A 26,998-nucleotide genomic window follows, 5' to 3' on the forward strand; every position below is an offset into this window, starting at 1 on the left:
TGCATCATCATATAGTGACGGTATGTACTCCGGATAGCGTCACTATATAACCAAAATAGTAACGCCATCACATCAGGATAGCGTTACTATTTTTATATACTCATATATGTTCCGTTGGAAACATCTGATGAAGGTTCTCTTTTATTTCAGCATTTCATTAATTGCCTGCACAAGAGAAGCAAACTCTTCCTCATTATATAAACGAGTCAGCTTTACAATTTTTCCTTCCTTATCAATCAACACGTTTCTCGTTATTCCGGATTCACGTAATGCATATTTCGCAAAGATATCAGCTCCCGGATCCAGTCCTAACGGATAAGTGACTCCGGTAGATTTTGCAAAAGCCAGTACTTTGTCAAGCGGTTCGTCACGGTCAATGCCAATCAGAGCAAAGTCTGCATTATTTTTATGCTTCAACCAAATATCCTTCTCGATAAACGGCATTTCTTTACGGCAAACTCCACACCAGCTTGCAGTGAACTGCAACATGACAACTTTACCACGAAGGGAAGATAAACTCACTTGCTTCCCATCTGTCAAGGTAATTGTGAAATCCGGAGCCATCTCTCCTACCCGAACAATATATCCTGTACTATCTGCCTGAACTGATTTTGCATCCGCAGTTACTTCTACACTATCTGTTGCAACTTCAACATTCGCCGTTCCTTTCTTCTGTCCGGAACAAGCCCATATACCTATGGCTAAAAGCGCCACACTACATACATTCATAATTTTCATTTTCATCTAATCATTGGTAACTTTGCAAATATAAAAAAAGTATGCGATGTATTTGCATTTTTAAAAGAAATTCATACCTTTGCACCCGCAAAAGAAAAACGCCTCTTTAGCTCAGTTGGCCAGAGCACGTGATTTGTAATCTCGGGGTCGTTGGTTCGAATCCGACAAGAGGCTCTCCAGAATGAATGCTGTTTATCACATCAGATAAGCAGCATTTTTTATTAATATCTTCTTTAAGATTTTTGCTTACGAAATACTACCATACCCACAGCCAACAAAATCAAAAGAATTCCAATAACACTATTCAGGGTAAACAGTTCTTTAAAAACAAAGACACCGATCACAACGGCTGTCAGTGGTTCCATCGCACCTAAAATAGAAGTCAGTGTAGGTCCCGCATACTTAATTGCCCGTACCAAAGTTATATTGGAAATAGCCGTAGCCGGCAATGCAAGTCCTAAAATAATCAGCCATATATAACCGTCTGTCACCAGATGAAGCCCGAAAGTTGCCATAGCTCCTATCAGATAGAGAACAGCTCCCATCCCCATAACATAACATGTCAGTACAGTGGAATTGATTTGAGCGGCTCGTGTTGTTCGAACCCCAATGATGTATCCTCCGTAAGAAAAGACAGAAATACAAGCCGCCACCAATCCTACTATTGTATCACCACTTTTCGCCTCCAACTCTCCCGATGACAGTAAAGCAGCACCAAACAAAGACATTAAAACAGCAAACATCACCAAAAGAGATTTCTTTTCATGAAAGAAAAACATCATTGCCAATGATACAGCCAACGGATACATAAAATGAATAGTCGATGCTACCCCCGTGGCTATATTCTGATAGGCAATGAGCAAACTGAATGAGGTGGTTGCCCGCAACAAACTTAATAAAAAAACGACTAACAAATCTTTCTTTGCCAGCCGGAAATTACATCCCGAACACCATCCAAACAGTGTCAATACAATAGCAGCCACTCCCCAACGATAAGAAAGCACCTCGAAAGCCGAAAAACCAGCTAACAACAGAGTTATAGAAAAAAACGGAGCCAGCCCAAAAGTGGAGGAGGATACCGCCGCATAAAGTATACCTTTAATACGATTCATCGATATATTCAACTAATTCCAGATATTCACAATGCAAAGATTATAAATATTTCTTTAATGCCACCATTAATTTCATTTTTTCAATCGGCTTAACCAGATATTCATTACAGCCGACCTTTATTGCAGCAATCCGGTCAGAATCGAAAGCATGGGCGGTAAGTGCGACGATAGGTAAGCTAGCATTAAACTTACGTATTTCAGCTGTAGCCTTCAATCCATCCAGTACTGGCATTTTCATATCCATCAACAACAAATCGACATGTTGGCTACGCGCTATTTCCACTGCCTTTTGCCCATTCTCCGCATGCAGTAAATCATAATGATCCTTCAGGATAGTAGACACCAGCTGATAATTACTTTGTATATCTTCAGCTATGAGAATTGTTTTCCGACCGGCACTCTTCTCCATCACTTCGTCATTCGCACCAAACTCTCCTCCGGAGATATTCTCTTCTTTCTTCTCTTCTACCATAGAAAGTGTATTGACTTCACAAGGTAAAAATGCCCAAAACAGCGATCCTTCATTGTGTACCGATTCAAAGCCGACTTTACCTCCCATAGCTTCTGCAATTGCCTTGCAAATAGAAAGTCCAAGTCCGGTACCTTGGGCAAACTCATCAAGTTTCTCAAAACGCTGGAATACTTTTCCTTTTTTATCATCAGCTATACCAATACCGGTATCTTTCACATAAAAATAGACGCCTCCATCCTTACATGCATATCCCATTTTAATAGAACCTTTTGAAGTATATTTGATAGCATTAGTGACATAATTCGTTATAATTTGTGCCACGCGATTACGGTCCAGAGTTACCCGACAACAGTGATAAGGATTGATTTCAGTTAACACGATATCCGGATTCTTCAGGCGCTGCTTCATGGAAGTAAACATGTTTTCAAAATGTTCGGATAAGTCGAACGGTTCGTATTTCAGTTCTACCGAACCGGCTTCCAGCTTGGATAAATCAAGTATATCATTTATCAGTTTTAGCAATAACTCATTATTACTATTAATAATCTGGATATAGTCCGCCTTTTCTTCTTCTCCGGCATAAGCCATCAACTCCGAAAAACCTACAATAGCATTCAAGGGAGTACGGATTTCATGACTCATATTCGCCAGGAACGCAGATTTCAATTTATCAGACTGCTCTGCCTGATGTTTGGCTTCCTGCAATTCCTTAATCATTTTTTCACGCTCCGTTACATCATCCACGCGAATTACAACACCATCCACAGATCCATCTTCAAGAACTACGGGAGTGGCAAACACTTCAACGGTATGCGCACTGTCCAACGAAAACTTCATCTGTTCCGTCTGTAATGAAACAAAAGCACGTTGCATCACACAATTTTCACAGGGAGAAGTACGATTATATGTACTTTTATAGCAAAGTTCACCTTTTTTGTAGGCTTCAAAAGAAAGACTTTTTGAACATAACGAAATATTTTCCCATTGAACCATATATTCCTTCGTGATGTAGGCCAACCCTGAATTCGTATTGTTAAGAGCCAGTTCATTCTGTCGTACCAAAGCGTCCTGTATTTCTTTATTCTTTAGTAAGGTCAATTCAGTCTGCTTATAGGAATCGATATTTTGCGTCATACCGAACAAATACTTATAAGGAGCATCGTTCAAAGTTGTGGTTTCAACAAGGCCACGCGTTTCCCACCATTGATACATGCCATCTCCTTTAAAGTCAATGCGATATTCCACATCCCATACACCGCTTCCTAGTTCTACCGCCTTTTGCAAAGTTTCAGCAAACTTTTGTCGGTCATCAGGATGTACGAGAGTCAGATATTTCTCGACCGAATTAATTTCTGATGCCTTTTTCCCATTTTTATCAAAACCTTCACCGAAACTCACCCTGTTCTTAGCCGGCTCAAAAAACCAGGTGAAGGCATTCATCGCTTCCATAGTGACAGTTAACAGCTGTGCACGACGCTTCAGTTCATTTTGTAAACTCTGATCCCAGCGGGTATTTAACAGAAAGCGTTTGCCATCATCTTCAATTATACTTTTGCGAACAATAGTATCATAGCTGCGTCCATCCTTCAGTATAATACGTTCCATGCCGAAATAAGGGTTCCCAGTATTGTATACCTCTAAATCAGTCTTCTGAATACGCTCTACTTCTTCTTCACTCAGCACATCATAAGTAGTTTTATCTTCGCTGGTACCAAACATGAGCTTACTCTCTTCATTGCAAAAAACATAGCGGAAATCATTCTCTACATCTTTGATATGAACAGATAACGGAAGATTATTTAATATATTATAGAAGAACTGCTCCTTTTTCTGCACCTCCGTATTATTCTTTCGGGTACCAACATATTTCAATACCTTCTTATTAGAATCAAATTCATAAGGAGCACCGCTTATCGTACAAAATTGCCAGGTTGAGCTATCCGGTAACATAACCCTGCTATCAAAAGAAAAAGAAAAATCTTCCCCATTGCTCATTCTTTCCATTACTTCAGTAACCTGACTACGGTCATCCGGATGCAAAGTCTCCAGATATAGTGCCATACTAACTGGCTTAGACTGATCGTATCCATTCAGCGGTTCATTATCACTATAAAATAATTTGGCCACTGCATCAAATTCCCAAAACATGATGTTGGCTGCCTTCATAGCAAGCTCCGTTTTCCGGCGACTTTGACGGAGTACCTCTTCACTTTTCACCGTTTCTGTAATATCTTCAAAGATAAAAATGTAATTAACAAACTTGCCATCATTGTCATAAAGAGGATTACCATTACATTTCAAATAGCAGGTCCGGGTACGCGTAGAGAAAAAGCGTTTATCGGTTCTCTGTTTATCGAAATCATACAAAAAACTCATCTGTACCGGAACACAACCACGAACTGCTTCCTTCACCACGTCAGGAACCACAGAATTTTCATTTATGTTGAGTTTATTACCAAGAAGCGTTTGCGAGTCAGCGCCAAAAATTCGGCAGAAGCTTTCATTGCATCTTACCAGAGTGCCATCGGCTGTGAAGAAACCTATTCCAACAGGAAGTGAATTAAATACAGTTAGTAATTGTTTGTGTTCCATTTCTTTATCCTTGAATAACTTAGAAATAAATATTTTATCTCCGCACTATGCAAATATATACACTTTTACGATTATAATATGATTTTATAGCGAAAATATTATTGCCAGGTTATAACATACAATAAGGGGCTATCCACGATATTGTGAATAACCCCTATCTCAAATGACATCCCATATATTATCATTTTAAAAAGTACATTTTAATACTCCTCAATGACTGTATTTCCAAAAATATCCTTTTTAATAATTTTCCCATGACCGTTACCATATTCAATTATTTCGTTTCCAAAAATATCTTTTTTAATAGTTGTTCTATTCCCCTTATCATCCTCGATAATAGTATTCCCAAAGATATCTTTTGTAATCGTCTTTCTATTACCTTTGTCATCGCGAATAATAGTATTTCCCAGAATATCTTTCTCTATAGTTTTTCTATTACCCTTATCGTCCCGGATAATGGTATTTCCTAGAATATCTTCTTCAATAGTCTTTCTATTGCCTCTATCATCACGGATAATGATGTTCCCCAAAATATCCTTTTCAATAGTCTTTCTATTGCCTTTATCATCACGAATGATGATATTCCCTAAGATATCCTTTTCAATAGTCTTTCTATTACCATTATCATCACGGATAATGATATTACCTAAAATATCCTTTTCAACAGTCTCTCTCCCTTGGTCAACTCCCGAATACTCGTAATTATCTTCAACAAGATTTGCACCATAGCCCTTTATTATATAAGGAGCCAAAATAAACTGGGCAACAAACAGGATAAATAAAATCTTTTTCATGGCGTTTTTCTTTTGGTTTAGAACAAAAGTAACGCAGGAAAATCAGAATTAATAAGTGAATTCCATAATTGTCAGTAGGGAAAAACCTAAAATAAAAAGGATTAGCGCATGCAGTAACGGTATATCCATAATATACTACCTAATTGGTCCCCAGAATGGTCCCCCAAAAAAGAAATTCCTTGAAAGTACTTGACTTTCAAGGAATTCAAAGTGTTACTTGAGGTTCCTGGCGGATTCGAACCGCCGTACACGGTTTTGCAGACCGCTGACTAAGCCACTCATCCAAGGAACCATTATTTCTCGTTTGCGGTTGCAAAGGTAGTACAAATTTTGAAACTACCAACTATCCGCAGCATTTTTTCTTTGTACTTTTTTTCTTTACATCGCACTCTCCACGTTTCTTGTCCATCATATCCTTTAGTTCACAGCCACTTACACAGCTGTCACAAGGATTCTGATTTTCTCGCGTACGACGAAAAAAACGAAATATTCCATATATGACGCGGGCAATGCAGAGTACAACCAGTACTCCGACTACCCAATCTTGCCAATTATTCATACAAACAATCCTCCAATCTGATAAACAGCAAATGATACAAGCCAAGCCAATCCCGTTGTGTAACAAGCAGCAAAAAGCGCCCATTTCCAACTACCCGACTCCTGTTTTATAGCCGCTATCGCCGCAATACACGGGAAGTAAATCAATACAAACAACATATAACAGAAAGCAACCAATGGAGTAATCGGAATTCGTTCTGCCAAACTTACTGAATCAGCATCCGGATCATCTGCATATAAGACACCTAATGTACTTACTACCAATTCTTTCGCTCCCACACCGGAAAGCAAGCCAATACCTAGTTTCCAATCAAATCCCAGTGGTTTTATAACTGGCTCTATACCACGTCCCAACTGGCTGATATAAGAATTTTCCTGCTGCTCGGCAACTGTTTCATAAGCATCATGATTCGGATAATACCCCAAGAACCAGATTATAATAGAAGCAATCATAATAATGCCTCCCATCTTTTTCAAATACTGCGCTCCCTTTTCCCATGTGTGACGGAAGATCGATTTTGCTGTCGGCATCCGGTAAGGTGGAAGTTCCATCACAAATGGAGTATCATCACCCTTCACCAGAAACTTGCTAAACAAGCGGGCCATTACCACAGCCAGTACAATACCAATCACATAAATACTTAACAACACCAGACTTGCATTGTTCGGGAAGAAAGCACCCACCAACAATAAATAAATTGGCAGACGCGCACTGCAAGACATCAAAGGATTTACCAACATTGTAATAAGACGGCTCTTCCGGTTCTCAATAGTGCGGGAAGCTATAATAGCAGGTACATTGCATCCAAATCCCATAATCAAAGGAATGAATGATTTTCCGTGCAATCCCATTTTATGCATGATTTTATCCATGATAAAAGCTGCACGAGCCATATAACCCGAATCTTCCATAAGAGAAATGCAGAAATACAAAATCAAGATATTCGGCAAAAAGACAATAACCGCTCCTACCCCACCAATAATTCCATCAATCAGCAAATCTTTAAATGGACCTTCCGCCATATTATTGCGTAACAAGTCACCAATCTGCTCGACAAGCCATTCAATCCCCATCATCGGATATTCTCCAATGACAAACGTACCTTCAAACATCAGATACATAAAAAGGAAGAAAATAGGAAATCCCCAGACACGGTGAGTTACGATCGAATCCAGCACTTTTGTTGTCTGCGCCTGCTCCAAGTGATTATCTGTGAATGTCTCCTTCAGTGCACCACTGATAAATCCATATTTAGCATCCGTAATAGCCGATTCACAATCCTCATTCATTGTATCCTGAACACGCTTCGACATCTTGTCACGGACATGGAATATCTCATCCGCATTTGGCAATGTCCGCACAATGCGCTCAATGTCAGGATCATTCTCCAACAATTTAATGGATAGGAAACGGGTAGAATATTTATGACGGATAAATTCGTTTTTGGACACTTCACTTTTTACAGCTTCAATCGCTTTTTCGATATCAGGACCATGATTGATATGAATATGCCGGAAGACACGCCCCGTCTTTTTATGTTCACGTACATAATCTTCCAAATGCTCTTCCTCGTGGTTCTTACGATCTTCCAGAGAATCATGCCATTCGGTCAAATCCTTAAGAACTTCCGGATTCATATTTCCCTGTTTATCAAAGAAGTCTACTCCTTCATACAGATTGATAACAACATGAAACAAGGTATCCAATCCACGATTTTTCTTACTGACAGTAGGCAACATCGGCACCCCGAACAACTTACTCAACAGATGATAATCCAATGTATTTCCACTGGCTTCCAACTCATCATAAATATTCAGAGCTACCACCATGCGGACATTCATATCTATCAATTGAGTAGTCAGATATAAGTTTCGCTCCAGATTAGAGGAATCGACTACATTAATAATCACGTCCGGAGTTTCATCGATAATATGACGACGCACATAGATTTCTTCCGGCGTATAAGCAGACAAAGAATAAGTTCCCGGCAAATCGACAATACGGAAATGATAGCCTTCGAAATCAAAATAACCTTCTTTGGCATCCACGGTTACGCCGCTGTAGTTTCCAACATGCTCATGAGCACCGGATGCAAGATTAAATAAAGAAGTCTTGCCACTGTTCGGGTTTCCGACCAAAGCAACATTAATGGTACGGCGTTTACCTAACGCCAACCGTTTCATATCTTCTTCTTTTACTGAAAGGTCTTCAGGCAATCCTTCATGATAAACGGTCTTCTCGGCCAGTTTCTTTGCTTCCTCTTCGCTGATAACTTCGATCATTTCAGCTTCCTGACGACGAAGAGAAATTTCATAACCTAAAACTTTATATTTTATGGGATCTTTTAGCGGAGCATTCAACAGCACTTCAACCGTTTTACCTTTAATGAAGCCCATCTCCACAATACGTTTACGAAAACCACCGTGCCCCAATACCTTTACAATAACACCTTTTTCTCCTGTTTTTAATTCGGACAAACGCATAACTCTCAAAATTTTTGGCAAAGATAATTCATAACTTCGGAGCATGCAAATTATTTAGAATGTTTTTAAATAGCAGCTTTTTTCATCCTCTAAAAGATTCAGAAAAATAAAAAACTTATTGATAAACTCGTATCTTTGCAGGTATGATACAACAACGCGTTACAAAATATATAGAAAAGGAACATTTATTCTCACCGGATGATAAAATCCTGGTCGCATTGAGTGGTGGTGCCGACTCGGTGGCATTACTATATATTCTGCATACAGCAGGCTATCATTGCGAAGCCGCACATTGTAATTTCCACCTGCGAGGCAAAGAGTCAGACCGGGACGAGTTATTTGTCCGCCAACTTTGCGAAAGAATGGAAATCCATTTACATACCATTGATTTCAACACGACCCAATATGCAACGGAAAAACATATTTCGATTGAAATGGCCGCACGGGAACTCCGCTACCAATGGTTCGAGAAAATTAGAAAAGAATGTCAGGCAGATGTTGTCGCTGTGGCCCATCACCAGGATGATAGCATAGAAACTATACTACTTAACCTGATTCGGGGAACAGGAATTACCGGTCTGTTAGGAATCCGCCCCCGTAATGGAACCATCGTACGCCCTCTGCTTTGTATCAACCGCAAAGAAATAATTCGTTACCTGCAAAACATCGGACAAGATTATGTGACAGACAGTACCAATCTGGAAGACGAATATACCCGCAATAAAATTCGACTCAACCTCCTTCCCCTCATGCAGGAAATTAATCCGTCAGTCAAAAACACTCTGATAGATACGAGTAATTATCTGAATGATGTAGCCACTATATATAATAAATGTATAGAGGAAACTAAAAAGAAAATCATTACAGCAGAAGGTATCCGAATCAGTGATTTAGTAAAGGAACCGGCACCCGAAGCCATCTTATTCGAAGTCCTGCATCCTCTAGGATTCAATTCCGCACAAATCAAAGATATCACCCATTCGCTTCATAGCCAACCGGGCAAGCAATTCTGTAGCAAAGAATGGAGAGTGATAAAAGACAGAGAATTCCTATTAATAGAAACAGCTGAATCTGAAAATGAGACTCTTCCTCCTTTTCAAATTATCAAAGAAGAAAAAGAATACACCCCGGATTTTCTCATTCCACGTGAAAAGGAAATTGCCTGTTTTGATGCCGACAAACTGAATGGAGAAATTCATTACCGGAAATGGCAGCCGGGAGACACTTTTATTCCTTTTGGAATGAAAGGAAAGAAAAAAATAAGCGATTATCTGACCGACCGCAAATTTTCTATCAGCCAAAAAGAACGCCAATGGGTACTCTGCTGTGGAGAACACATCGCATGGCTGATAGGCGAACGAACAGACAACCGCTTTCGTATTGATGAAACGACTAAGCGCGTCGTGATTTACAAAATAGTCTGAGGCAACTTCTGTTTCTTGAAACAATCTGATAACAAAGCTGCAAAAGGAGTTTCATACACCCTTGCTTTCCTAACGCAAGCTTTTACACAAGCGCAACATTTGATACATTTAGCCTCATCCGTATGTAGCTCATCCCCTTTCGTTATAGCCCCTGCCGGACAACGGACCACACATAACCCGCAATGGGTACACAAATCCTCATCTTCCACCCAAGGAACGCGGGGAAGCGGTGTACCACTTTTACGTAACTTGATGACTTTCCTCAAAAAACGGAACAAAGGAAAGAATGGTTGACTCGGACGTTTGATAGTACGTACATCCACCGGATAAAGGGTATCCATACTATCAGCTGTCTGTATTTTTTCCATGATTTTCTTCCCAAACTCCGCAGCAAAGGCTAAATCCGATTCATCAGGACGTCCCACTGCAATCGGGTATTTGTCGGTACTATATGAATGTTCTCCAATAAAAGTTGCCCCGGCAATTACTTTAAATCCATGAGGAATAGCAAAAGCATCCAATTCCATTAAAGCTTTTTCATAAGCGCGATTTCCGTAAACCACTACCAAAACGGTAGGAGTATCCACTCCACGGATATACTGCAAACGTTCCATTGCCAAAGGAGCGACATGTCCTCCATACACAGGCACTACAATAATAGCCAAAGAAGATGTAGGAATCACAATTTCATCCGCAATCTGCTGCGTCACATTAATAGGAAAAATATTTTTTATGCCCGTCCCGTGAACAATCGCCTCCGCAACTTGTTTAGATGTGTGTGTAGGCGAAAAATAAATTAAATGAGCTTCATTTACTGTCATACTATTTTCTTTTATGTAGCAAAGATACACTTTTACGTGGAAAAAAATGTTTGATTGTTCATGAAACCAAAAAAAATTATTATCTTTGCCCCGTTGAAACATTCTACGATTCAACATATACATCCCTAATTCAGAATAAAAAACAAAACGTATGCTCGCATATCTGTAGCCATGAGCTGTAGTAATGCTGTCCATAATTCAGCAAAAAAAGAAATATTAATAACTTACCATACTATATGTATAACATTATCCAATTAAACGACAAAAATCTGTCGGAACTTCAAGTTATTGCCAAAGAGTTAGGCATAAAAAAAGCAGACTCATACAAAAAAGAAGACCTTGTTTATAAAATACTCGATGAACAGGCCATTGTAGGAGCTACAAAGAAAGTTGCCGCAGATAAGCTAAAAGAAGAACGCAAAAATGAAGAACAAAAGAAAAAGCGTTCACGGGTAGCTCCTACCAAAAAAGAAGACAAAGTGGTTTCCGCAACAAAGAGTGAAGAGGCTAACAAGACAAAAGAGACCGCTCCTGTAAAAGCTGCACCACAACCTTCCAAGAAAGAAGAAAGTACAAACAAAGAAAAAGAAACTGTTGTTGTAGAAGCTAAAGCGGAAAACACTGCTACTCCCAAGCGTAAAGTAGGCCGTCCTCGTAAGAGCTCTGATGCAGAAGAGAAAAAAGAAGTAGAAAATGCAAAACCGGCAGCACCCAAAGTAGTGGAACCTAAACCTGTTGTTGCAGAGAAAGCTACTGGTGCTACGGAAAAGCCAGCTCCGGTACAACAGCAAACAGCTGAGAAGAAAGCAAAAAACAAACCAGCTGCAGAAGCAAATAAGCCTGTTGCAGAAACAAATAAACCGGCTACTGAACCTAACAAACCTGTTGTAGAGAAAAAGGTAATAGATAAACCACAAAAGAAAGCTGCACCCGTTATCGACGAGGAAAGTAATATCTTATCCAGCGTTGACGACGATGATTTTATTCCAATCGAAGATCTGCCTTCTGAAAAAATAGAGCTTCCTACCGAATTATTCGGAAAATTCGAAGCTACTAAAACAGAATCAGCACAGACAGCACCGGAACAGCCATCTCATCCTCAACAGCAACAACAATCTCAACAGCAGCAGTCCCAGCAGCAACGTCCGCGTATTGTTCGCTCACGCGACAATAACAACGGTAATAACAATGCTAACAACAATGGAAATAATGGCAATAACGCCAATAATAATTTCCAGCGTAACAACAATAACCAGAATCAGGTTCAGAACCCAAATCAGAATCAGAACCAGAACCAAAACCAACAACGCTCACCGATGCCACGTGCCGCTCAGCAGAACAATGCGGGTGAAAATCTTCCGGTACAACAGCAGCAGGAACGTAAGGTTATTGAACGCGAAAAGCCTTATGAATTCGACGATATTCTCAACGGAGTAGGTGTTCTGGAAATTATGCAGGATGGATACGGATTCCTCCGTTCTTCCGACTATAACTACCTTTCTTCTCCGGATGATATTTACGTATCACAATCTCAAATCAAACTATTTGGTCTGAAAACCGGTGATGTAGTAGAAGGAGTTATCCGTCCACCCAAAGAAGGAGAAAAATATTTCCCATTGGTAAAGGTTTCGAAGATCAACGGACGTGATGCAGCTTTCGTTCGCGACCGTGTTCCTTTCGAACATCTGACACCTCTCTTCCCGGATGAAAAGTTTAAACTTTGCAAAGGCGGTTATTCAGACTCTATGTCTGCCCGTGTCGTCGATCTTTTCGCTCCTATCGGTAAAGGCCAGCGTGCATTGATCGTTGCCCAGCCAAAGACAGGTAAGACCATCTTAATGAAAGATATCGCAAACGCTATCGCAGCCAACCACCCGGAAGTTTACATGATTATGCTGCTGATTGACGAACGCCCGGAAGAAGTAACAGACATGGCGCGCAGCGTTAATGCAGAAGTAATTGCTTCTACTTTCGACGAACCGGCAGAACGCCACGTAAAAATTGCAGGTATCGTATTGGAAAAGGCAAAACGTCTGGTAGAATGTGGTCACGACGTAGTTATCTTCCTTGATTCTATTACTCGTCTGGCTCGTGCATACAATACAGTATCTCCTGCATCCGGTAAAGTTCTTTCCGGTGGTGTGGATGCAAATGCACTTCATAAACCTAAACGCTTCTTCGGTGCTGCCCGTAATATTGAAAACGGTGGTTCACTGACTATTATTGCTACCGCATTGATCGATACCGGTTCTAAAATGGACGAAGTTATCTTCGAAGAATTCAAGGGTACAGGTAACATGGAGTTGCAGCTCGACCGCAACCTGTCCAACAAACGCATCTTCCCGGCAGTCAACATTACCGCATCCAGCACTCGTCGCGACGATCTGTTGCTTGATAAAACAACCCTTGACCGCATGTGGATATTGCGCAAATATCTTGCCGACATGAATCCGATCGAAGCAATGGACTTTGTTAAAGACCGTCTGGAAAAAACCAGAGACAACGACGAATTCCTGATGAGCATGAACAGCTAATCAACAGCAAACTTATAAATGAACGGTGAACAAACTGCGCCATAACAAGTGCAGTTTATTCACCGTTTTCTTTTTCGGTAACCCATTTTATGACTTATCACCTGCCGTTTATCACTTATCATTCAACTCCCATCACCGATAGTTACCCCTAACCGCTTGCCACACCTTTCATTTTTGTACAAAATACTTTCATTTGCGTCCAAAACTACTACCTCGCCCTTTTTTACGTTTCCTTTTTTCCTACTTTTGCTTCCAAATCAAATATTACTTAATTCTAACCAGTAATGAAAACTATTTATCCATTCATGGGATTAGCCCTGTGCAGCGTGACAGCACAGGCCCAAGAAAAGCCCAATTTCCTGATTATCCAGTGCGACCATCTGACACAACGCGTTGTGGGAGCTTACGGACAAACACAAGGCTGCACCCTCCCTATTGACGAAGTCGCTTCACGAGGAGTTATCTTCTCCAATGCTTATGTAGGCTGCCCTCTCAGCCAACCCTCACGCGCTGCTTTATGGAGTGGCATGATGCCTCATCAAACCAATGTACGTTCCAACTCCAGCGAACCTATCAACCCACGTATTCCCGAAAATGTACCGACATTAGGAAGTCTTTTTTCTGAAAACGGTTACGAAGCCGTACACTTCGGAAAAACGCATGACATGGGTTCACTTAGAGGATTCAAGCATAAAGAACCAGTAGCCAAGCCATTCACTGATCCGGAATTCCCGGTCAATAACGACAGCTTCCTGGATGTAGGAACATGCGAAGACGCTGTTGCTTATCTAAGTAATCCGCCGGAAGAACCATTCATCTGTATCGCAGATTTTCAGAACCCTCACAATATCTGTGGATTTGTAGGAGCGAACGAAGGAGTACATACCGACCGCCCCATTAGCGGAACCCTTCCGGAACTACCGGCCAATTTCAATGTAGAAGACTGGAGCAATATCCCTAAACCTGTACAATACATCTGCTGCAGTCATCGCCGCATGACCCAGGCCTCTCATTGGAATGAAGAGAATTACCGTCATTACATTGCTGCTTTCCAACACTATACCAAGATGGTTTCCAAGCAAGTAGACAGCGTATTGAAAGCACTTTACTCCACTCCTGCCGGAAAAAACACAATCGTTATTATCATGGCTGACCATGGTGATGGGATGGCTTCACACCGCATGGTGACCAAACACATCAGCTTCTACGATGAAATGACCAACGTACCGTTTATCTTTGCAGGTCCCGGCATCAAACAACAGAAAAAGCCCATAGACCAAGTATTGACACAGCCTACACTGGATCTTCTGCCTACCCTTTGTGATTTGGCAGGAATTCCTGTTCCGGCCGAAAAACCGGGAATCAGCCTTGCACCTATATTAAAAGGAGAGAAACAGAAAAAAACTCACCCTTATGTCGTTTCCGAATGGCATAGCGAATATGAATATGTCGTTACTCCCGGACGTATGGTACGCGGACCGAGATACAAGTACACTCACTATCTGGAAGGTAACGGAGAAGAGCTATATGATATGAAAAAGGATCCGGGAGAACGCAAGAATCTCGCCAAAGACCCTAAATACAGTAAAGTCCTCGCCGAACACCGTGCCATGCTTGATGATTACATCGCCCGCACCAAAGACGATTACCGGAGTTTGAAAGTAGATGCCGATCCACGATGCAGAAACCATACTCCCGGCTACCCCAACCACGAGGGCCCTGGGGTACGAGAGATACTCAAAAGAAAATAAATTATAAAAAAGAGTGAAGATTTCTTTGTAATCTTCACTCTTTTTAGTTCTTTTGCAGATAAACTTACAAGCAAGCAATTCTTATATCAGGTGAAAAAACACAGACGTCATATAATTGCAATAGTCGTAACCGCATTAATATCGGTCACCTTATATGCTGCACGTACAAATTCAGATCGTCTTTCTTTATTACAACCTTTACTTGAATACAATCATCCATTTAGTCCGGACGCCCCTGTCGACAGCATCATTGCCTGGGAAAAACTTTTAGAACCGGAATTACAAAAGGAACAACAATACCCACTCCTATTCCAGATAAATCTGCTGACCGTTCAAGCTTTAATCACAGAAGGCAACATCAGTCTCGCCATCAACCAGGCCAATCAGATGTACCAGAAAGCCAGAGAAATGGACTATCCTTTGGGAATAGCACTCGCATTACACGCCATTGGAAATACCTATTTAAGTTCGTCAACACCACAAGTTGCCATCAAATCGTATAAGGAAGCATTAGAAATCATCCAGAAACTCCCTCATGCCAACCAATATATCAAAACGATCTTGTCCCAATTTATCCTGACGAAGCTCAACTATCACCAAATGACAGATATAGAAGACAATATCCGGGAACTCGAATCTGTTATCAACAAGGATACGAATCCCCAAGACGATTTCCACCTTGTTTATTGTCAGGCATTCTATCGCATCCAGATGCATCATCTTCCGGAAGCATTAAACTATATACGACAAACCGAACAAATCAGCCGGCAACACCAGTACCCATATTTTCATTTAATGATTAAATACCTGTATTCACGCTACTACACTGAATCCAAAGAATACACGCAGGCACTAACCACACTTGACGAATTACTTTCGCATACCAAAGCAGCCAACTCATACAGATCCCTGCAAGTACTGAAAGATCGTGCACACATACTTGCACTAATGGGAAACAGCAAGGAAGCATGTGAAGCTTATGAAATATTCAATACGTACAAAGACTCTTTGGACGCAATGAATTATATTCGCCAAATCAATGAATTGCACACCCTCTACCAAATAGATAAAAATGAACTGGACAACTTAAACAGACAGAAGACAATCCTCTACTGGAGCTGGTTCACCATCCTATCCATAGTCATACTGATTGTATTTTTCATCCTTTTGGTTAGACGAGGAAATAAAAAACTGCGCCAATCACAGCAGGAACTGGAAAAAGTGAAAAAGCAAGAAGAAAATTCCATCCGGACAAAGAGCCTTTTCCTTTCCAACATGAGCCATGAAATTCGCACGCCGCTCAATGCGTTGTCCGGCTTCTCCTCCATCCTGACGGAAGAATCCATCGACAACGAGACCCGGAAACAGTGTAGCGATATTATTCAGCAAAATTCAGAACTGTTACTCAAGCTGATTAACGACGTAATCGACTTGTCCAGTCTCGAAGTAGGCAAGATGAAATTCAAATATGAGCGATGTGATGCAGTGGCAATATGCAGAAACGTTATCGACATGGTTGAGAAAATAAAACAAACGAATGCTAACGTCCGTTTTTCGACCTCTCTCCATTCATTAGAATTGACGACAGACAATGCAAGGTTACAACAATTATTAATCAACCTTCTCATCAATGCAACCAAATTTACTCCGCAAGGTTCCATCACCATGGAACTGGAAAAACAGACAGAAGACATAGCACTGTTTTCCGTGACCGACACCGGTTGCGGTATCTCTCCGGAGAATCAGAATAAAATATTCAACCGTTTTGAGAAACTGAATGAAAATGCTCAAGGGACAGGACTCGGTCTGTCTATCTGCCAACTCATTATCGAGCAGCTGGGCGGCAAAATATGGATTGACTCCAATTATGAGGAAGGAGCCCGTTTCCTGTTCACACACCCCATTTACCATGAGCAACAAGGAAAGGAGGAAGCCGAATGAAACAAGTCCTGCTCCTGATCCTTCTATTATGCTGCACCCTCACCGGAAAAGCCAGCACCGAGATTGTTTTGGAATCCGACAGCCTGATAAAGGTGTTGGAAACATTACCGTACGATACGACACGGCTGAATGTTCTCAATCAAATCATCAGAATAGAACAAAACAACCAGCAATGTATCCAATATTCGGATGCATTAATGAAAGAAGCATTGCAACTGGGAAATGACAAATATGCCGGTCTGGCTGCTTACTACCATATTTTATACTATTACAATCGTAATAATCAAGACAGTGTGGCCAAATGGCTCACCATAATGGAGCCTCATGCCCGGAAATCAGATTTATGGAATTACTTCTTTGATGCCAAACGTTTCCAGATAGACCTGTACACATTCAACGAACAATACGAACTTGCTATCAACGAATCTCAAAAGATGCAACAGCAAGCCTCCCAAATGAATAGTAACCGGGGTAGTATGGCTGCCTATCAATGCTTGAGTAATGCATATATCGGCAGTCAGCGCTGGGATAAAGGAATAGAAGCACTGGAGGCTGCCTACCAGCTACTCACTCCGACAGAAAATCCGGTGGTCCGTATCTCGGTATTGTCACAGTTAGTATCCGTTGTCAAAGAAAAGAAGGATAATAAAAAACTACTCAAATATTTACAGGAACTGGAAAACACTCTTCATAACCACATCAGTGCAAACCCATCCTTAAAAGCGGGATTTGCCGATGTATACCTGTTCAATGAACTGTTCTACAGCTATTATTACCTGAATACCCATCAGCCGCAACAAGCCTATGAACATCTCGTAAAATCTAAAGAATATCTGGACGAGAATACTTATTTCATGTATAAAGTACTCTATTTCGACACATTTGCCAAATATTACCTGGCAATTGGAGCCTACCAACAGGCATCGGATTATATCGACACGACACTGACGATGTTGAAGAAAGACTTCACAAGCGACTATGCCGAACAGCTACTCGAAAAGGCCAGAATATGGAAACAGGCAGGGCAAAGCGGAAAAGCCATCCCCCTGTATGAGCAGGCACTTGCCATCAAAGACTCGACAGCCACTGTACTCTCAAACAATCAGATGGCACAGATACAAAGCAAATACAATATCGAAAAAACAGAACTGGATCAAAAAAGGGAAAACAACCGGATCCAGCTCACCTATCTGATCTTTATATTTGTTATCCTGATTCTGCTTTTTATCTTTATGGCACGACTCTTTATGGTACGGAAGGCACTCAAATACGCGGAAAACGAAATCCGGAAAACAACAGAAAACGTGCGGAAGACCAATGAAATAAAAAATCGCTTCCTGTCCAACATGAGCTATAACATCCGTACCCCACTCAACAATGTGGTCGGTTTCTCACAACTCATAGCCAGCGAACCCAATATAGACAAGGAAATAAGGCAAGAATACTCAAACATCATCCACAAAAGTTCGGAGAAGTTAATGAGACTTGTCAATGACGTTCTCGACTTATCCCGTTTGGAAGCTCAGATGATGAAGTTCCAGTTGCAAGACTATGATGCCACTACCCTATGCAAGGAAGCATGCAGCATGGCGCAGATGAGGAACGAAGAAACAGGTATCCAGATTGAATTTTCCAGCGAAACGGACGCCCAAATTCATACCGATATAATGCGACTGACACAGGCCTTGATTAGCGTACTGGTGTACCCACAAGAACACCGGCAAGCACGAATCATCCGGTTCACATTAAGCCAGAATGAAAACATGCTTTGTTTCCGGATCACTAATTCACCTTTGGCAGACCATGCATTCGTATCACAGGAAACCATCATCCGGCATGATATCAACCTATTGTTACTAAAACATTTCGGAGGAAACTATCTCGTCAACGATAAAACTCCCGAAGGTCCGGAAATTGTTTTCATCTACCCCATCGTTTCCGAATCGAAATAAAGCACTATCTTTGCAAAGTGTAAACTTAAACACTTAATTATGTACACCAACAAACAGATTTGGAGTGTCAGTTATCCGATACTACTAAGCTTGCTGGCACAAAATGTCATCAATGTCACCGACACAGCATTCCTCGGACACGTGAGTGAAGTAGCCCTTGGAGCATCAGCTATGGGCGGGTTATTCTATATATGCGTATTCACCATCGCATTCGGATTCAGTACCGGTTCGCAGATAGTCATCGCACGACGCAATGGCGAAGGACGCTATTCGGATGTCGGTCCCGTCATGATTCAAGGAATCATGTTCCTGTTCGTCATGGCCCTGCTGCTATTCGGATTCACCAAAGCATTCGGCGGAAACATCATGCGTTTGCTGGTTTCTTCAGAATCCATCTACGAAGGAACAATGGAGTTTCTGAACTGGCGTATTTACGGATTCTTTTTCTCTTTTATCAATGTCATGTTCCGGGCATTGTACATCGGCATTACACGCACTAAAGTGCTAACCATCAATGCTATTGTCATGGCATTAACTAATGTCGTACTGGACTATGCATTAATTTTCGGAAAGTTCGGTTTGCCGGAAATGGGTATCAAAGGGGCTGCTATTGCTTCCGTATTGGCAGAAGCCTCCTCCATTCTCTTTTTCGTCATCTATACGTATGCCACGGTCGATTTAAAGAAATACGGTATGAACCGCCTGCGCACATTCGACCCAGCATTGCTGATGCGGATTCTTAGTATCTCCTGCTTCACCATGCTGCAATATTTCCTGTCGATGGCTACCTGGTTCGTTTTCTTCGTAGCCGTAGAACGGTTGGGACAACGGGAACTGGCGATTGCCAATATCGTCCGGAGTATTTATGTCGTATTGCTGATTCCGGTCAACGCACTGGCTACGACTACCAACAGTCTTGTCAGCAATGCTATTGGTGCAGGAGGCATCCAGCACGTGATGCCGCTCATTAATAAAATTGCGCGTTTCTCCTTTTTCATCATGCTGGGGTTAGTAGCGGTATCGGCACTGTTTCCGCAATTCCTGCTCTCCATTTACACTAGTGAAGCTGCGCTCATTACGGAATCCGTACCCTCGGTATATGTAATTTGTTGCGCCATGCTTATCGCATCCGTAGCCAACGTGGTGTTTAACGGTATCTCCGGAACAGGAAATACACAGGCAGCCCTGTTGCTCGAAACGATTACAATTATCATCTACGGATCATACATCATTTTCATCGGAATGTGGCTGAAAGCACCGATCGAAATTTGCTTTACGATTGAGATTGTGTATTATAGCTTGCTGTTGATAACAAGTTATATTTATCTCAAAAAAGCAAAATGGCAGAATAAAAAGATATAAATACAAGAGATTTTTGTACATTTGCAAGCTCAAATAAAGAGTAGACGGAAAAGTCCCTCTTTCGGCCAAGTAAATTGTAATTAGTAATTCGTAATTAAATAACTATGTTCGATAATTTAAGTGAAAGACTAGAACGGTCATTCAAGATTCTGAAAGGTGAAGGCAAAATCACCGAAATCAACGTGGCGGAGACGCTGAAAGACGTACGTAAAGCACTTCTCGACGCCGACGTAAACTACAAGGTGGCAAAGAATTTCACGGATACAGTGAAAGAAAAAGCGCTTGGCCAGAACGTTCTTACGGCTGTGAAGCCAAGCCAATTGATGGTGAAAATCGTGCATGATGAACTTACACAATTGATGGGTGGAGAGACAGCCGAGATCAACATTGACGCCCGTCCGGCAGTTATCCTGATGTCAGGTTTGCAGGGTTCGGGTAAGACCACCTTCTCCGGTAAACTGGCACGGATGCTGAAAACCAAGAAGAACCGTAAGCCATTATTGGTGGCTTGTGACGTTTACCGTCCGGCAGCTATCGAACAGTTACGTGTATTGGCAGAACAGATTGAAGTACCGATGTACTGCGAACTGGACAGCAAGAATCCGGTAGAAATCGCACAACACGCCATTCAGGAAGCCAAAGCCAAAGGATACGACCTCGTTATCGTCGATACAGCCGGACGTCTGGCAGTAGACGAGCAGATGATGAACGAGATCGCCGCTATCAAAAAAGCAATCAACCCGGACGAAATTCTGTTCGTGGTAGACTCCATGACCGGTCAGGACGCTGTAAACACAGCTAAAGAATTCAATGAACGTCTGGACTTCAACGGTGTGGTACTGACCAAACTCGATGGTGATACCCGCGGTGGTGCGGCTCTTTCTATCCGTTCGGTAGTGAACAAACCGATTAAATTCGTAGGTACAGGTGAAAAGCTGGAAGCAATCGATCAGTTCCACCCTGCCCGTATGGCCGACCGTATTCTCGGTATGGGTGACATCGTTTCATTGGTAGAACGCGCACAGGAACAATACGATGAAGAAGAAGCCAAACGCTTACAGAAGAAAATTGCCAAAAACCAATTCGACTTCAACGACTTCCTTAGCCAGATTGCACAAATCAAGAAAATGGGTAATCTGAAAGACCTCGCTTCCATGATTCCGGGAGTAGGAAAAGCAATCAAAGATATTGATATTGACGACAATGCTTTCAAGAGCATCGAAGCCATCATTTATTCCATGACTCCGGCAGAACGTTCCAATCCGGAAATACTGAACGGTTCACGCCGTACGCGTATCGCCAAAGGTAGCGGAACGACTATCCAAGAAGTGAATCGCCTATTGAAACAGTTCGACCAGACACGCAAAATGATGAAAATGGTGACTAGCAGCAAAATGGGTAAGATGATGCCTAAGATGAAAAAGTAATCATTCTGTAGATCCAAATCTAATGATAAGTAAAAAGAGGGAGTTTCGGCTCCCTCTTTTTTTATCCCCTCCATCTCTTGACAAAAATTCCAATCCCTTTGGAGAGTTCAGTTATTTATTTTACTTTTGTCCATCACCAATAAATACTCTGAAAATATGACTCTGATAGACGGAAAAGCAATTTCCGAACAAGTAAAACAAGAGATTGCAGCCGAAGTAGCCGAAATGGTGGCTCATGGCGAAAAACGCCCGCACCTGGCCGCTATTCTTGTAGGACACGATGGTGGTAGCGAGACTTATGTAGCTGCCAAAGTAAAAGCCTGTGAAGTATGTGGATTCAAGTCTTCCCTCATCCGTTATGAAAGTGACGTGACCGAAGAAGAACTGCTTGCCAAAGTACGTGAACTAAACGAAGACAACGACGTGGACGGCTTTATCGTACAACTTCCCTTACCCAAGCATATCTCCGAACAGAAAGTAATCGAAACAATTGATTACCGTAAAGACGTAGACGGTTTCCATCCGATCAACGTAGGCCGTATGTCCATCGGGCTTCCGTGTTATGTATCCGCTACTCCCAACGGCATCCTCGAATTGTTGAAACGTTATAACATAGAAACTTCCGGAAAAAAGTGCGTCGTACTCGGACGCAGCAATATTGTCGGCAAACCGATGGCTGCCCTGATGATGCAGAAAGCCTATCCGGGCGATGCCACAGTAACCGTATGCCACAGCCGTAGCAGAGACCTGGTAAAAGAATGTCAGGAAGCTGATATTATTATCGCTGCTTTGGGACAACCGAACTTTGTAAAAGCCGAAATGGTGAAAGAAGGCGCGGTAGTTATTGACGTAGGTACTACCCGTGTGCCGGATGCAACCAAGAAATCAGGTTTTAAACTGACCGGCGACGTGAAGTTTGAGGAAGTTGCACCGAAATGCTCATTCATCACTCCCGTACCGGGCGGTGTTGGACCAATGACGATTGTATCGTTAATGAAAAATACACTCTTAGCTGGTAAGAAAGCTATTTATCAATGAGACATACCCTGTTTCTGATGATTTTGCTTCTCTCTTTGTCCTGCACCTCCCGGTCGCAGGCAAAGAGAGATTCTATCATTGACACCCTGTCGGACAGCCTTTCCGACAGCATCTTCCCCACCGACACCCTACGCCTCCTTTTCGTAGGTGACCTCATGCAACATCAGGGACAAATCAACGCTGCACGAACATCAACCGGCTATGATTACTCCACATGCTTTGCGTATGTCAAAGAAGAAATAAAGAAAGCCGACCTCTCCATAGCCAACCTGGAAGTGACATTAGGAGGCAAACCTTACAAAGGTTATCCTGCTTTCAGCGCGCCGGACGAATTTCTGACCGCAATTCACGATGCAGGTTTCAATGTTTTAGTGACTGCCAACAACCACAGTCTCGATCGTGGTAAATCCGGACTGGAGAGAACCATTCAATTAATAGACTCTTTAAAGGTTCCACACGCAGGCACGTATATCAACGCTGATGAACGCGAAAAGAAATATCCTCTTTTATTAGAAAAGAACGGATTCCGCATCGCCCTGCTCAACTACACGTATGGAACAAACGGCATCCCCGTTACCCCTCCTAATATCGTGAACTATATCGATACAGCCATCATCGCCAAAGATATTGAAGAGAGTAAAGCAATGAAGCCGGATGCTATCATAGCTTGTATGCATTGGGGAATCGAATACCAGTCACTCCCGGACAAAGAGCAAAAATTCCTCGCCGACTGGCTGATTGAAAAAGGAGTAAACCATATCATCGGCTCCCATCCTCACGTAGTTCAGCCCATCGAAGTTCGCACAGACAGCCTGACGAATGACAAACATCTCGTAGTCTATTCGCTGGGAAATTATATTTCCAATATGTCCGCCCGCCGCACTGACGGAGGACTGATGGTAAGAATGGAATTAGTAAAAGACAGCACTGTCCGCCTCAATAATTGTGATTATAGTTTGGTATGGACAGCCCGTCCCATTCAATCAGGAAAAAAAAATCATCAATTGCTCCCAGTCAATTTGCCGATTGATTCAATTCCTTTACAAGCACGTAACTCTCTGAAAATCTTTGTAAATGATGCGCGAACCCTTTTCAGCAAGCACAATCGGGGAATAAAAGAATATACTTTTTTCGAAAAAAAATAGCAGAATCTTTTGGAGATTAGAAGATAATATCTATCTTTGCACCGCGTTAGAGAAACGCAAACATGGTGGATGTAGTTCAGTTGGTTAGAGCGTCAGATTGTGGTTCTGAATGTCGCCGGTTCGAGTCCGGTCTTCCACCCAACAAAAACCCTTGTAAGTTAAATACTTATGAGGGTTTTCTGCTTTCAGGAAATAGGCATCTTAGAGAGCAAATCATGCTAAATCCTACCTAATATTCCTTGTTGTTGGTCTATTGTTGACCCCCAATTAAGTAAGTTAAAATGCTAACAAATAATACATAAATCTTTCCGTTTAACCCATAAACCAAATATATTCTCTATATTTGTGTAGCATTTGCATTAAAAGAACATAGTATATCATGGAAAATGAAAAGAAATTAACCCGCTCTTCCAATCGAATGATTGCAGGTGTATGTGCCGGAATAGCCGAATATTTCGGATGGGATGCTACTTTATTGAGAATAGTATATATATTGGCTACATTCTTCACTGCTTTCGCCGGAGTGATTATATATATTATCTTGTGGATTGTCATGCCGGGAAGAAAACCTTCAGACGGATATGAAGACCGCATGAATCAACGCCTACATTGATATGAAAATCAAGAATATCGACCATATCGTCATACCGGTGTCCGATATAGATAAAAGCCTACATTTCTACACAGAAGTCCTGGGAATGGAAGCCGATATAAGCAACCAACGCTTTGCCGTCAAGTTCGGTAATCAGAAAATCAATCTTCACGTAGGAAAAGCACAGTTCCTTCCTGCTGCCAAGCATCCTGCTTTCGGAAGTGCGGACATCTGTCTACTGACAGAAGGAAACATAGAGGAAATAAAAGTCGAAGTAGAATCCAAAGGAATAGAAATAGAAGTCGGTATAGTCCAGCGTCGAGGTGCGCAGGGTGCCATCCGGAGTATTTATTTCAGAGATCCGGATGGTAATCTGATAGAAGTAAGTACATTAATATAATTCCAGCCCGAACTCATCTTTCAGTTGCATCAATGCCTGATTCTTTTGAGCCATCATCTGGAATTTCTCGACACGTCCCACAGGACGTACTGTTTCTGTTGCCTCACTTACCCGCACTGTCATCATCACTTTACTGTTCTTCAGTCTGCCGCGAAGATAATCCTGCAATTCGGGAATCAAAGCTGTAAAATCCTTTGCAGCAAACTCATTATCAACCACCACTTCAAAAGTAGTTGAGTTGTTAAGCAACGCCGGACGGAGCATCTGCATACGTTTTGCAAGAGCATCCTGTTCTTTCGGCAACTGGCCGCCATACTCCTGCCAATAATAATTCAAATCCCGGTCATTGAACATAAAATCCTCTTCCGGTTGTTGCACCTTAGGAACATAAGTTGTAGTCGCATTCTGCGATACTTGGTCACGCTGCGGATTCTTGATAGATACCCCCAAGCTGGACATCTTCATCACGGGAATTTTTCGTTCTTCCTTGGCAGTCTGAGCAACTCCCGCTCCTTGTGACGGAGCAGACGAAGCCGCACCAGGAGAAGCCGGTGCTCCCGGTTGCACAGCCGCAGAAGCCTGCGGATGCTGGGCAGTAGTGCCATTAGCAGTCTGTGTTGTAACTGAAGACGGAGACGAATGAACTGGAGCCTGCTGAACCTGAGTGCCAGAAGCTACCTGCGGCTGCTGTGCTGCGGCAGGCTGAGTGAATACGGGTTTTATAGTCTTCTTAGGGCCACGCCCACCACTCACGTCATCCCCCTCGGTGGTAAGCTGTGCAACCTGTATCAAGGTCAGTTCTACCAGCAAACGCTTATTTTTGCTGATGCGGTAATTCAAATCGCACTCATTACACAGCTTCATAGCCCGGTACAAGAAAGGTAACGGACATTTCTGCGCCTGTTCCTGATAACGTTGGCGTATGCTCGCTCCCACTTCCAGTAAAGGCAATGTCACCGGGTCTTTCCCGACCAACAAGTCACGGAAATGAGACGACAATCCGGTAATAAAGTGACTTCCGTCAAAACCTTTATTCAATATATCATTGAAAAGCAACAATGCGTCGCTCACCTTGTTTTCGAGGAAGCAATCCGTCAGACGGAAATAATATTCATAATCAAGTACGTTCAGATTATCAATCACACTCTTATAGGTGATATTTCCTCCGGTGAAACTAACCACCTGATCGAAGATAGACAATGCATCACGCATACCACCGTCCGCCTTCATGGCTATCACGTTCAGCGCTTCCGGCTCTGCCGTGATTCCTTCTTTCGAAGCAACATACGACAGATGATTCACCGTATCTTCCACGCTTATCCGGTTAAAGTCATAAATCTGACAACGGGAAAGAATGGTAGGAAGAATCTTATGCTTCTCCGTCGTAGCCAGAATAAAAATCGCATGACGGGGAGGTTCTTCCAGCGTTTTCAGGAACGCATTGAAAGCAGATGCCGAGAGCATGTGCACCTCGTCGATGATATATACCTTATACTTACCAATCTGTGGCGGGATACGCACTTGCTCCACCAACTGGCGAATGTCATCCACCGAGTTATTAGAAGCAGCATCGAGTTCGTGAATATTATATGACCGCTGTTCGTTGAAAGCTACACATGACTCACACTGATTGCAAGCCTCTCCGTCAGCGGTAGGCGTCATACAATTAATGGTTTTGGCAAAGATACGCGCGCAAGTCGTTTTTCCTACCCCGCGCGGTCCGCAAAACAAATAAGCATGAGCCAGTTTTTGGGTAGCAATTGCATTTTTCAGCGTAGTAGTCAACGCCCGCTGTCCCACCACCGATTCGAACGTGGACGGACGGTATTTACGGGCTGAAACAATATAGTTTTCCATATCC

Annotated in this window: 19 protein-coding genes and 3 tRNA genes; 13 read left to right on the forward strand and 9 right to left on the reverse strand. The window is 42.1% G+C overall.

From position 1 onward, the window contains the following. Positions 1-141: 141 nt before the first annotated feature. The gene (locus HMPREF9010_RS13035; RefSeq protein WP_004300781.1) at positions 142-744 is read right to left on the reverse strand and encodes a TlpA family protein disulfide reductase; all 603 of its coding nucleotides are present in this window, start codon (positions 742-744) and stop codon (positions 142-144) included. A 94-nt stretch (positions 745-838) separates the two neighbouring features. On the opposite strand from HMPREF9010_RS13035, the gene HMPREF9010_RS13030 reads away from it, so the two are divergent. After that, positions 839-912 (forward strand) — tRNA-Thr (locus tag HMPREF9010_RS13030). A 59-nt stretch (positions 913-971) separates the two neighbouring features. Here the strand turns inward: HMPREF9010_RS13030 and HMPREF9010_RS13025 are convergent. From HMPREF9010_RS13025 to feoB, 6 genes are all read right to left on the reverse strand, one after another. Beyond that, on the reverse strand, positions 972-1,850 hold the full coding sequence (locus tag HMPREF9010_RS13025) for a DMT family transporter (protein ID WP_008648784.1): 879 nt from the start codon (positions 1,848-1,850) through the stop codon (positions 972-974). A 40-nt stretch (positions 1,851-1,890) separates the two neighbouring features. Further along, positions 1,891-4,914: a response regulator gene (locus tag HMPREF9010_RS13020; RefSeq protein ID WP_008648785.1), complete on the reverse strand. Its 3,024-nt coding sequence runs from the start codon at positions 4,912-4,914 to the stop codon at positions 1,891-1,893. A 200-nt stretch (positions 4,915-5,114) separates the two neighbouring features. Then, positions 5,115-5,708 (reverse strand): hypothetical protein, encoded by a 594-nt coding sequence (locus tag HMPREF9010_RS13015; RefSeq protein WP_008648786.1) that lies wholly within the window; start codon positions 5,706-5,708, stop codon positions 5,115-5,117. 220 nt (positions 5,709-5,928) lie between these two features. Beyond that, positions 5,929-6,000, reverse strand: a tRNA-Cys gene (locus tag HMPREF9010_RS13010). 51 nt (positions 6,001-6,051) lie between these two features. Beyond that, positions 6,052-6,267: a hypothetical protein gene (locus HMPREF9010_RS0124395; RefSeq protein WP_004326519.1), complete on the reverse strand. Its 216-nt coding sequence runs from the start codon at positions 6,265-6,267 to the stop codon at positions 6,052-6,054. Then, entirely contained in the window at positions 6,264-8,750 is a 2,487-nt protein-coding gene (gene feoB, locus HMPREF9010_RS13005; RefSeq protein ID WP_008648787.1) for a ferrous iron transport protein B, read from the reverse strand. The genes HMPREF9010_RS0124395 and feoB overlap by 4 nt, the downstream gene beginning before the upstream one ends. Before the next feature lie 143 nt (positions 8,751-8,893). Between feoB and tilS the strand changes: the two genes are divergently transcribed. Next, complete coding sequence (gene tilS, locus HMPREF9010_RS13000; protein WP_008648789.1) at positions 8,894-10,174, forward strand: tRNA lysidine(34) synthetase TilS; 1,281 nt, start codon at positions 8,894-8,896, stop codon at positions 10,172-10,174. Here the strand turns inward: tilS and HMPREF9010_RS12995 are convergent. Then, the gene (locus tag HMPREF9010_RS12995; protein ID WP_032843782.1) at positions 10,159-10,995 is read right to left on the reverse strand and encodes a 4Fe-4S binding protein; all 837 of its coding nucleotides are present in this window, start codon (positions 10,993-10,995) and stop codon (positions 10,159-10,161) included. The two genes, tilS and HMPREF9010_RS12995, sit on opposite strands and share 16 nt — an antisense overlap. A gap of 236 nt (positions 10,996-11,231) precedes the next feature. Between HMPREF9010_RS12995 and rho the strand changes: the two genes are divergently transcribed. The 11 genes from rho to HMPREF9010_RS12940 all read left to right on the forward strand — a co-directional run bounded on the left by rho (position 11,232) and on the right by HMPREF9010_RS12940 (position 25,137). Then, positions 11,232-13,529 carry a transcription termination factor Rho gene (rho, locus tag HMPREF9010_RS12990; RefSeq protein ID WP_004311372.1) on the forward strand — a complete coding sequence of 766 codons (2,298 nt, stop codon included), beginning with the start codon at positions 11,232-11,234 and terminating at the stop codon, positions 13,527-13,529. A 284-nt stretch (positions 13,530-13,813) separates the two neighbouring features. Further along, positions 13,814-15,280, forward strand: a complete 1,467-nt coding sequence (locus HMPREF9010_RS12985) for a sulfatase (protein ID WP_004311373.1) — start codon at positions 13,814-13,816, stop codon at positions 15,278-15,280. A gap of 90 nt (positions 15,281-15,370) precedes the next feature. After that, positions 15,371-17,221, forward strand: coding sequence for a sensor histidine kinase (locus tag HMPREF9010_RS12980; RefSeq protein ID WP_008648791.1), 1,851 nt, complete (start codon positions 15,371-15,373; stop codon positions 17,219-17,221). Continuing rightward, positions 17,218-19,173, forward strand: a complete 1,956-nt coding sequence (locus HMPREF9010_RS12975) for a sensor histidine kinase (protein ID WP_008648792.1) — start codon at positions 17,218-17,220, stop codon at positions 19,171-19,173. The genes HMPREF9010_RS12980 and HMPREF9010_RS12975 overlap by 4 nt, the downstream gene beginning before the upstream one ends. Positions 19,174-19,212: 39 nt before the next feature. Further along, positions 19,213-20,535 (forward strand): MATE family efflux transporter, encoded by a 1,323-nt coding sequence (locus HMPREF9010_RS12970; protein WP_004300795.1) that lies wholly within the window; start codon positions 19,213-19,215, stop codon positions 20,533-20,535. Positions 20,536-20,639: 104 nt separating this feature from the next. After that, positions 20,640-21,962, forward strand: coding sequence for a signal recognition particle protein (gene ffh / locus HMPREF9010_RS12965; protein ID WP_004300796.1), 1,323 nt, complete (start codon positions 20,640-20,642; stop codon positions 21,960-21,962). 156 nt (positions 21,963-22,118) lie between these two features. Beyond that, positions 22,119-23,000: a bifunctional methylenetetrahydrofolate dehydrogenase/methenyltetrahydrofolate cyclohydrolase FolD gene (folD, locus tag HMPREF9010_RS12960; RefSeq protein ID WP_008648793.1), complete on the forward strand. Its 882-nt coding sequence runs from the start codon at positions 22,119-22,121 to the stop codon at positions 22,998-23,000. Then, positions 22,997-24,145, forward strand: a complete 1,149-nt coding sequence (locus HMPREF9010_RS12955; protein WP_004300798.1) for a CapA family protein — start codon at positions 22,997-22,999, stop codon at positions 24,143-24,145. Before folD ends, HMPREF9010_RS12955 begins: the two co-directional genes overlap by 4 nt. A 64-nt stretch (positions 24,146-24,209) precedes the next feature. Beyond that, a tRNA-His gene (locus HMPREF9010_RS12950) sits at positions 24,210-24,285 on the forward strand. A gap of 239 nt (positions 24,286-24,524) precedes the next feature. Continuing rightward, the gene (locus HMPREF9010_RS12945) at positions 24,525-24,758 is read left to right on the forward strand and encodes a PspC domain-containing protein (RefSeq protein WP_004300799.1); all 234 of its coding nucleotides are present in this window, start codon (positions 24,525-24,527) and stop codon (positions 24,756-24,758) included. A gap of 1 nt (position 24,759) precedes the next feature. Then, entirely contained in the window at positions 24,760-25,137 is a 378-nt protein-coding gene (locus HMPREF9010_RS12940) for a VOC family protein (protein ID WP_008648795.1), read from the forward strand. Here the strand turns inward: HMPREF9010_RS12940 and HMPREF9010_RS12935 are convergent. Next, entirely contained in the window at positions 25,129-26,994 is a 1,866-nt protein-coding gene (locus HMPREF9010_RS12935; protein WP_008648796.1) for a DNA polymerase III subunit gamma/tau, read from the reverse strand. The genes HMPREF9010_RS12940 and HMPREF9010_RS12935 overlap by 9 nt on opposite strands. Positions 26,995-26,998 lie beyond the last annotated feature (4 nt).

Origin of the sequence: Bacteroides sp. 3_1_23 (assembly GCF_000162555.1) — a bacterium.
Taxonomy (GTDB): domain Bacteria; phylum Bacteroidota; class Bacteroidia; order Bacteroidales; family Bacteroidaceae; genus Bacteroides; species Bacteroides ovatus.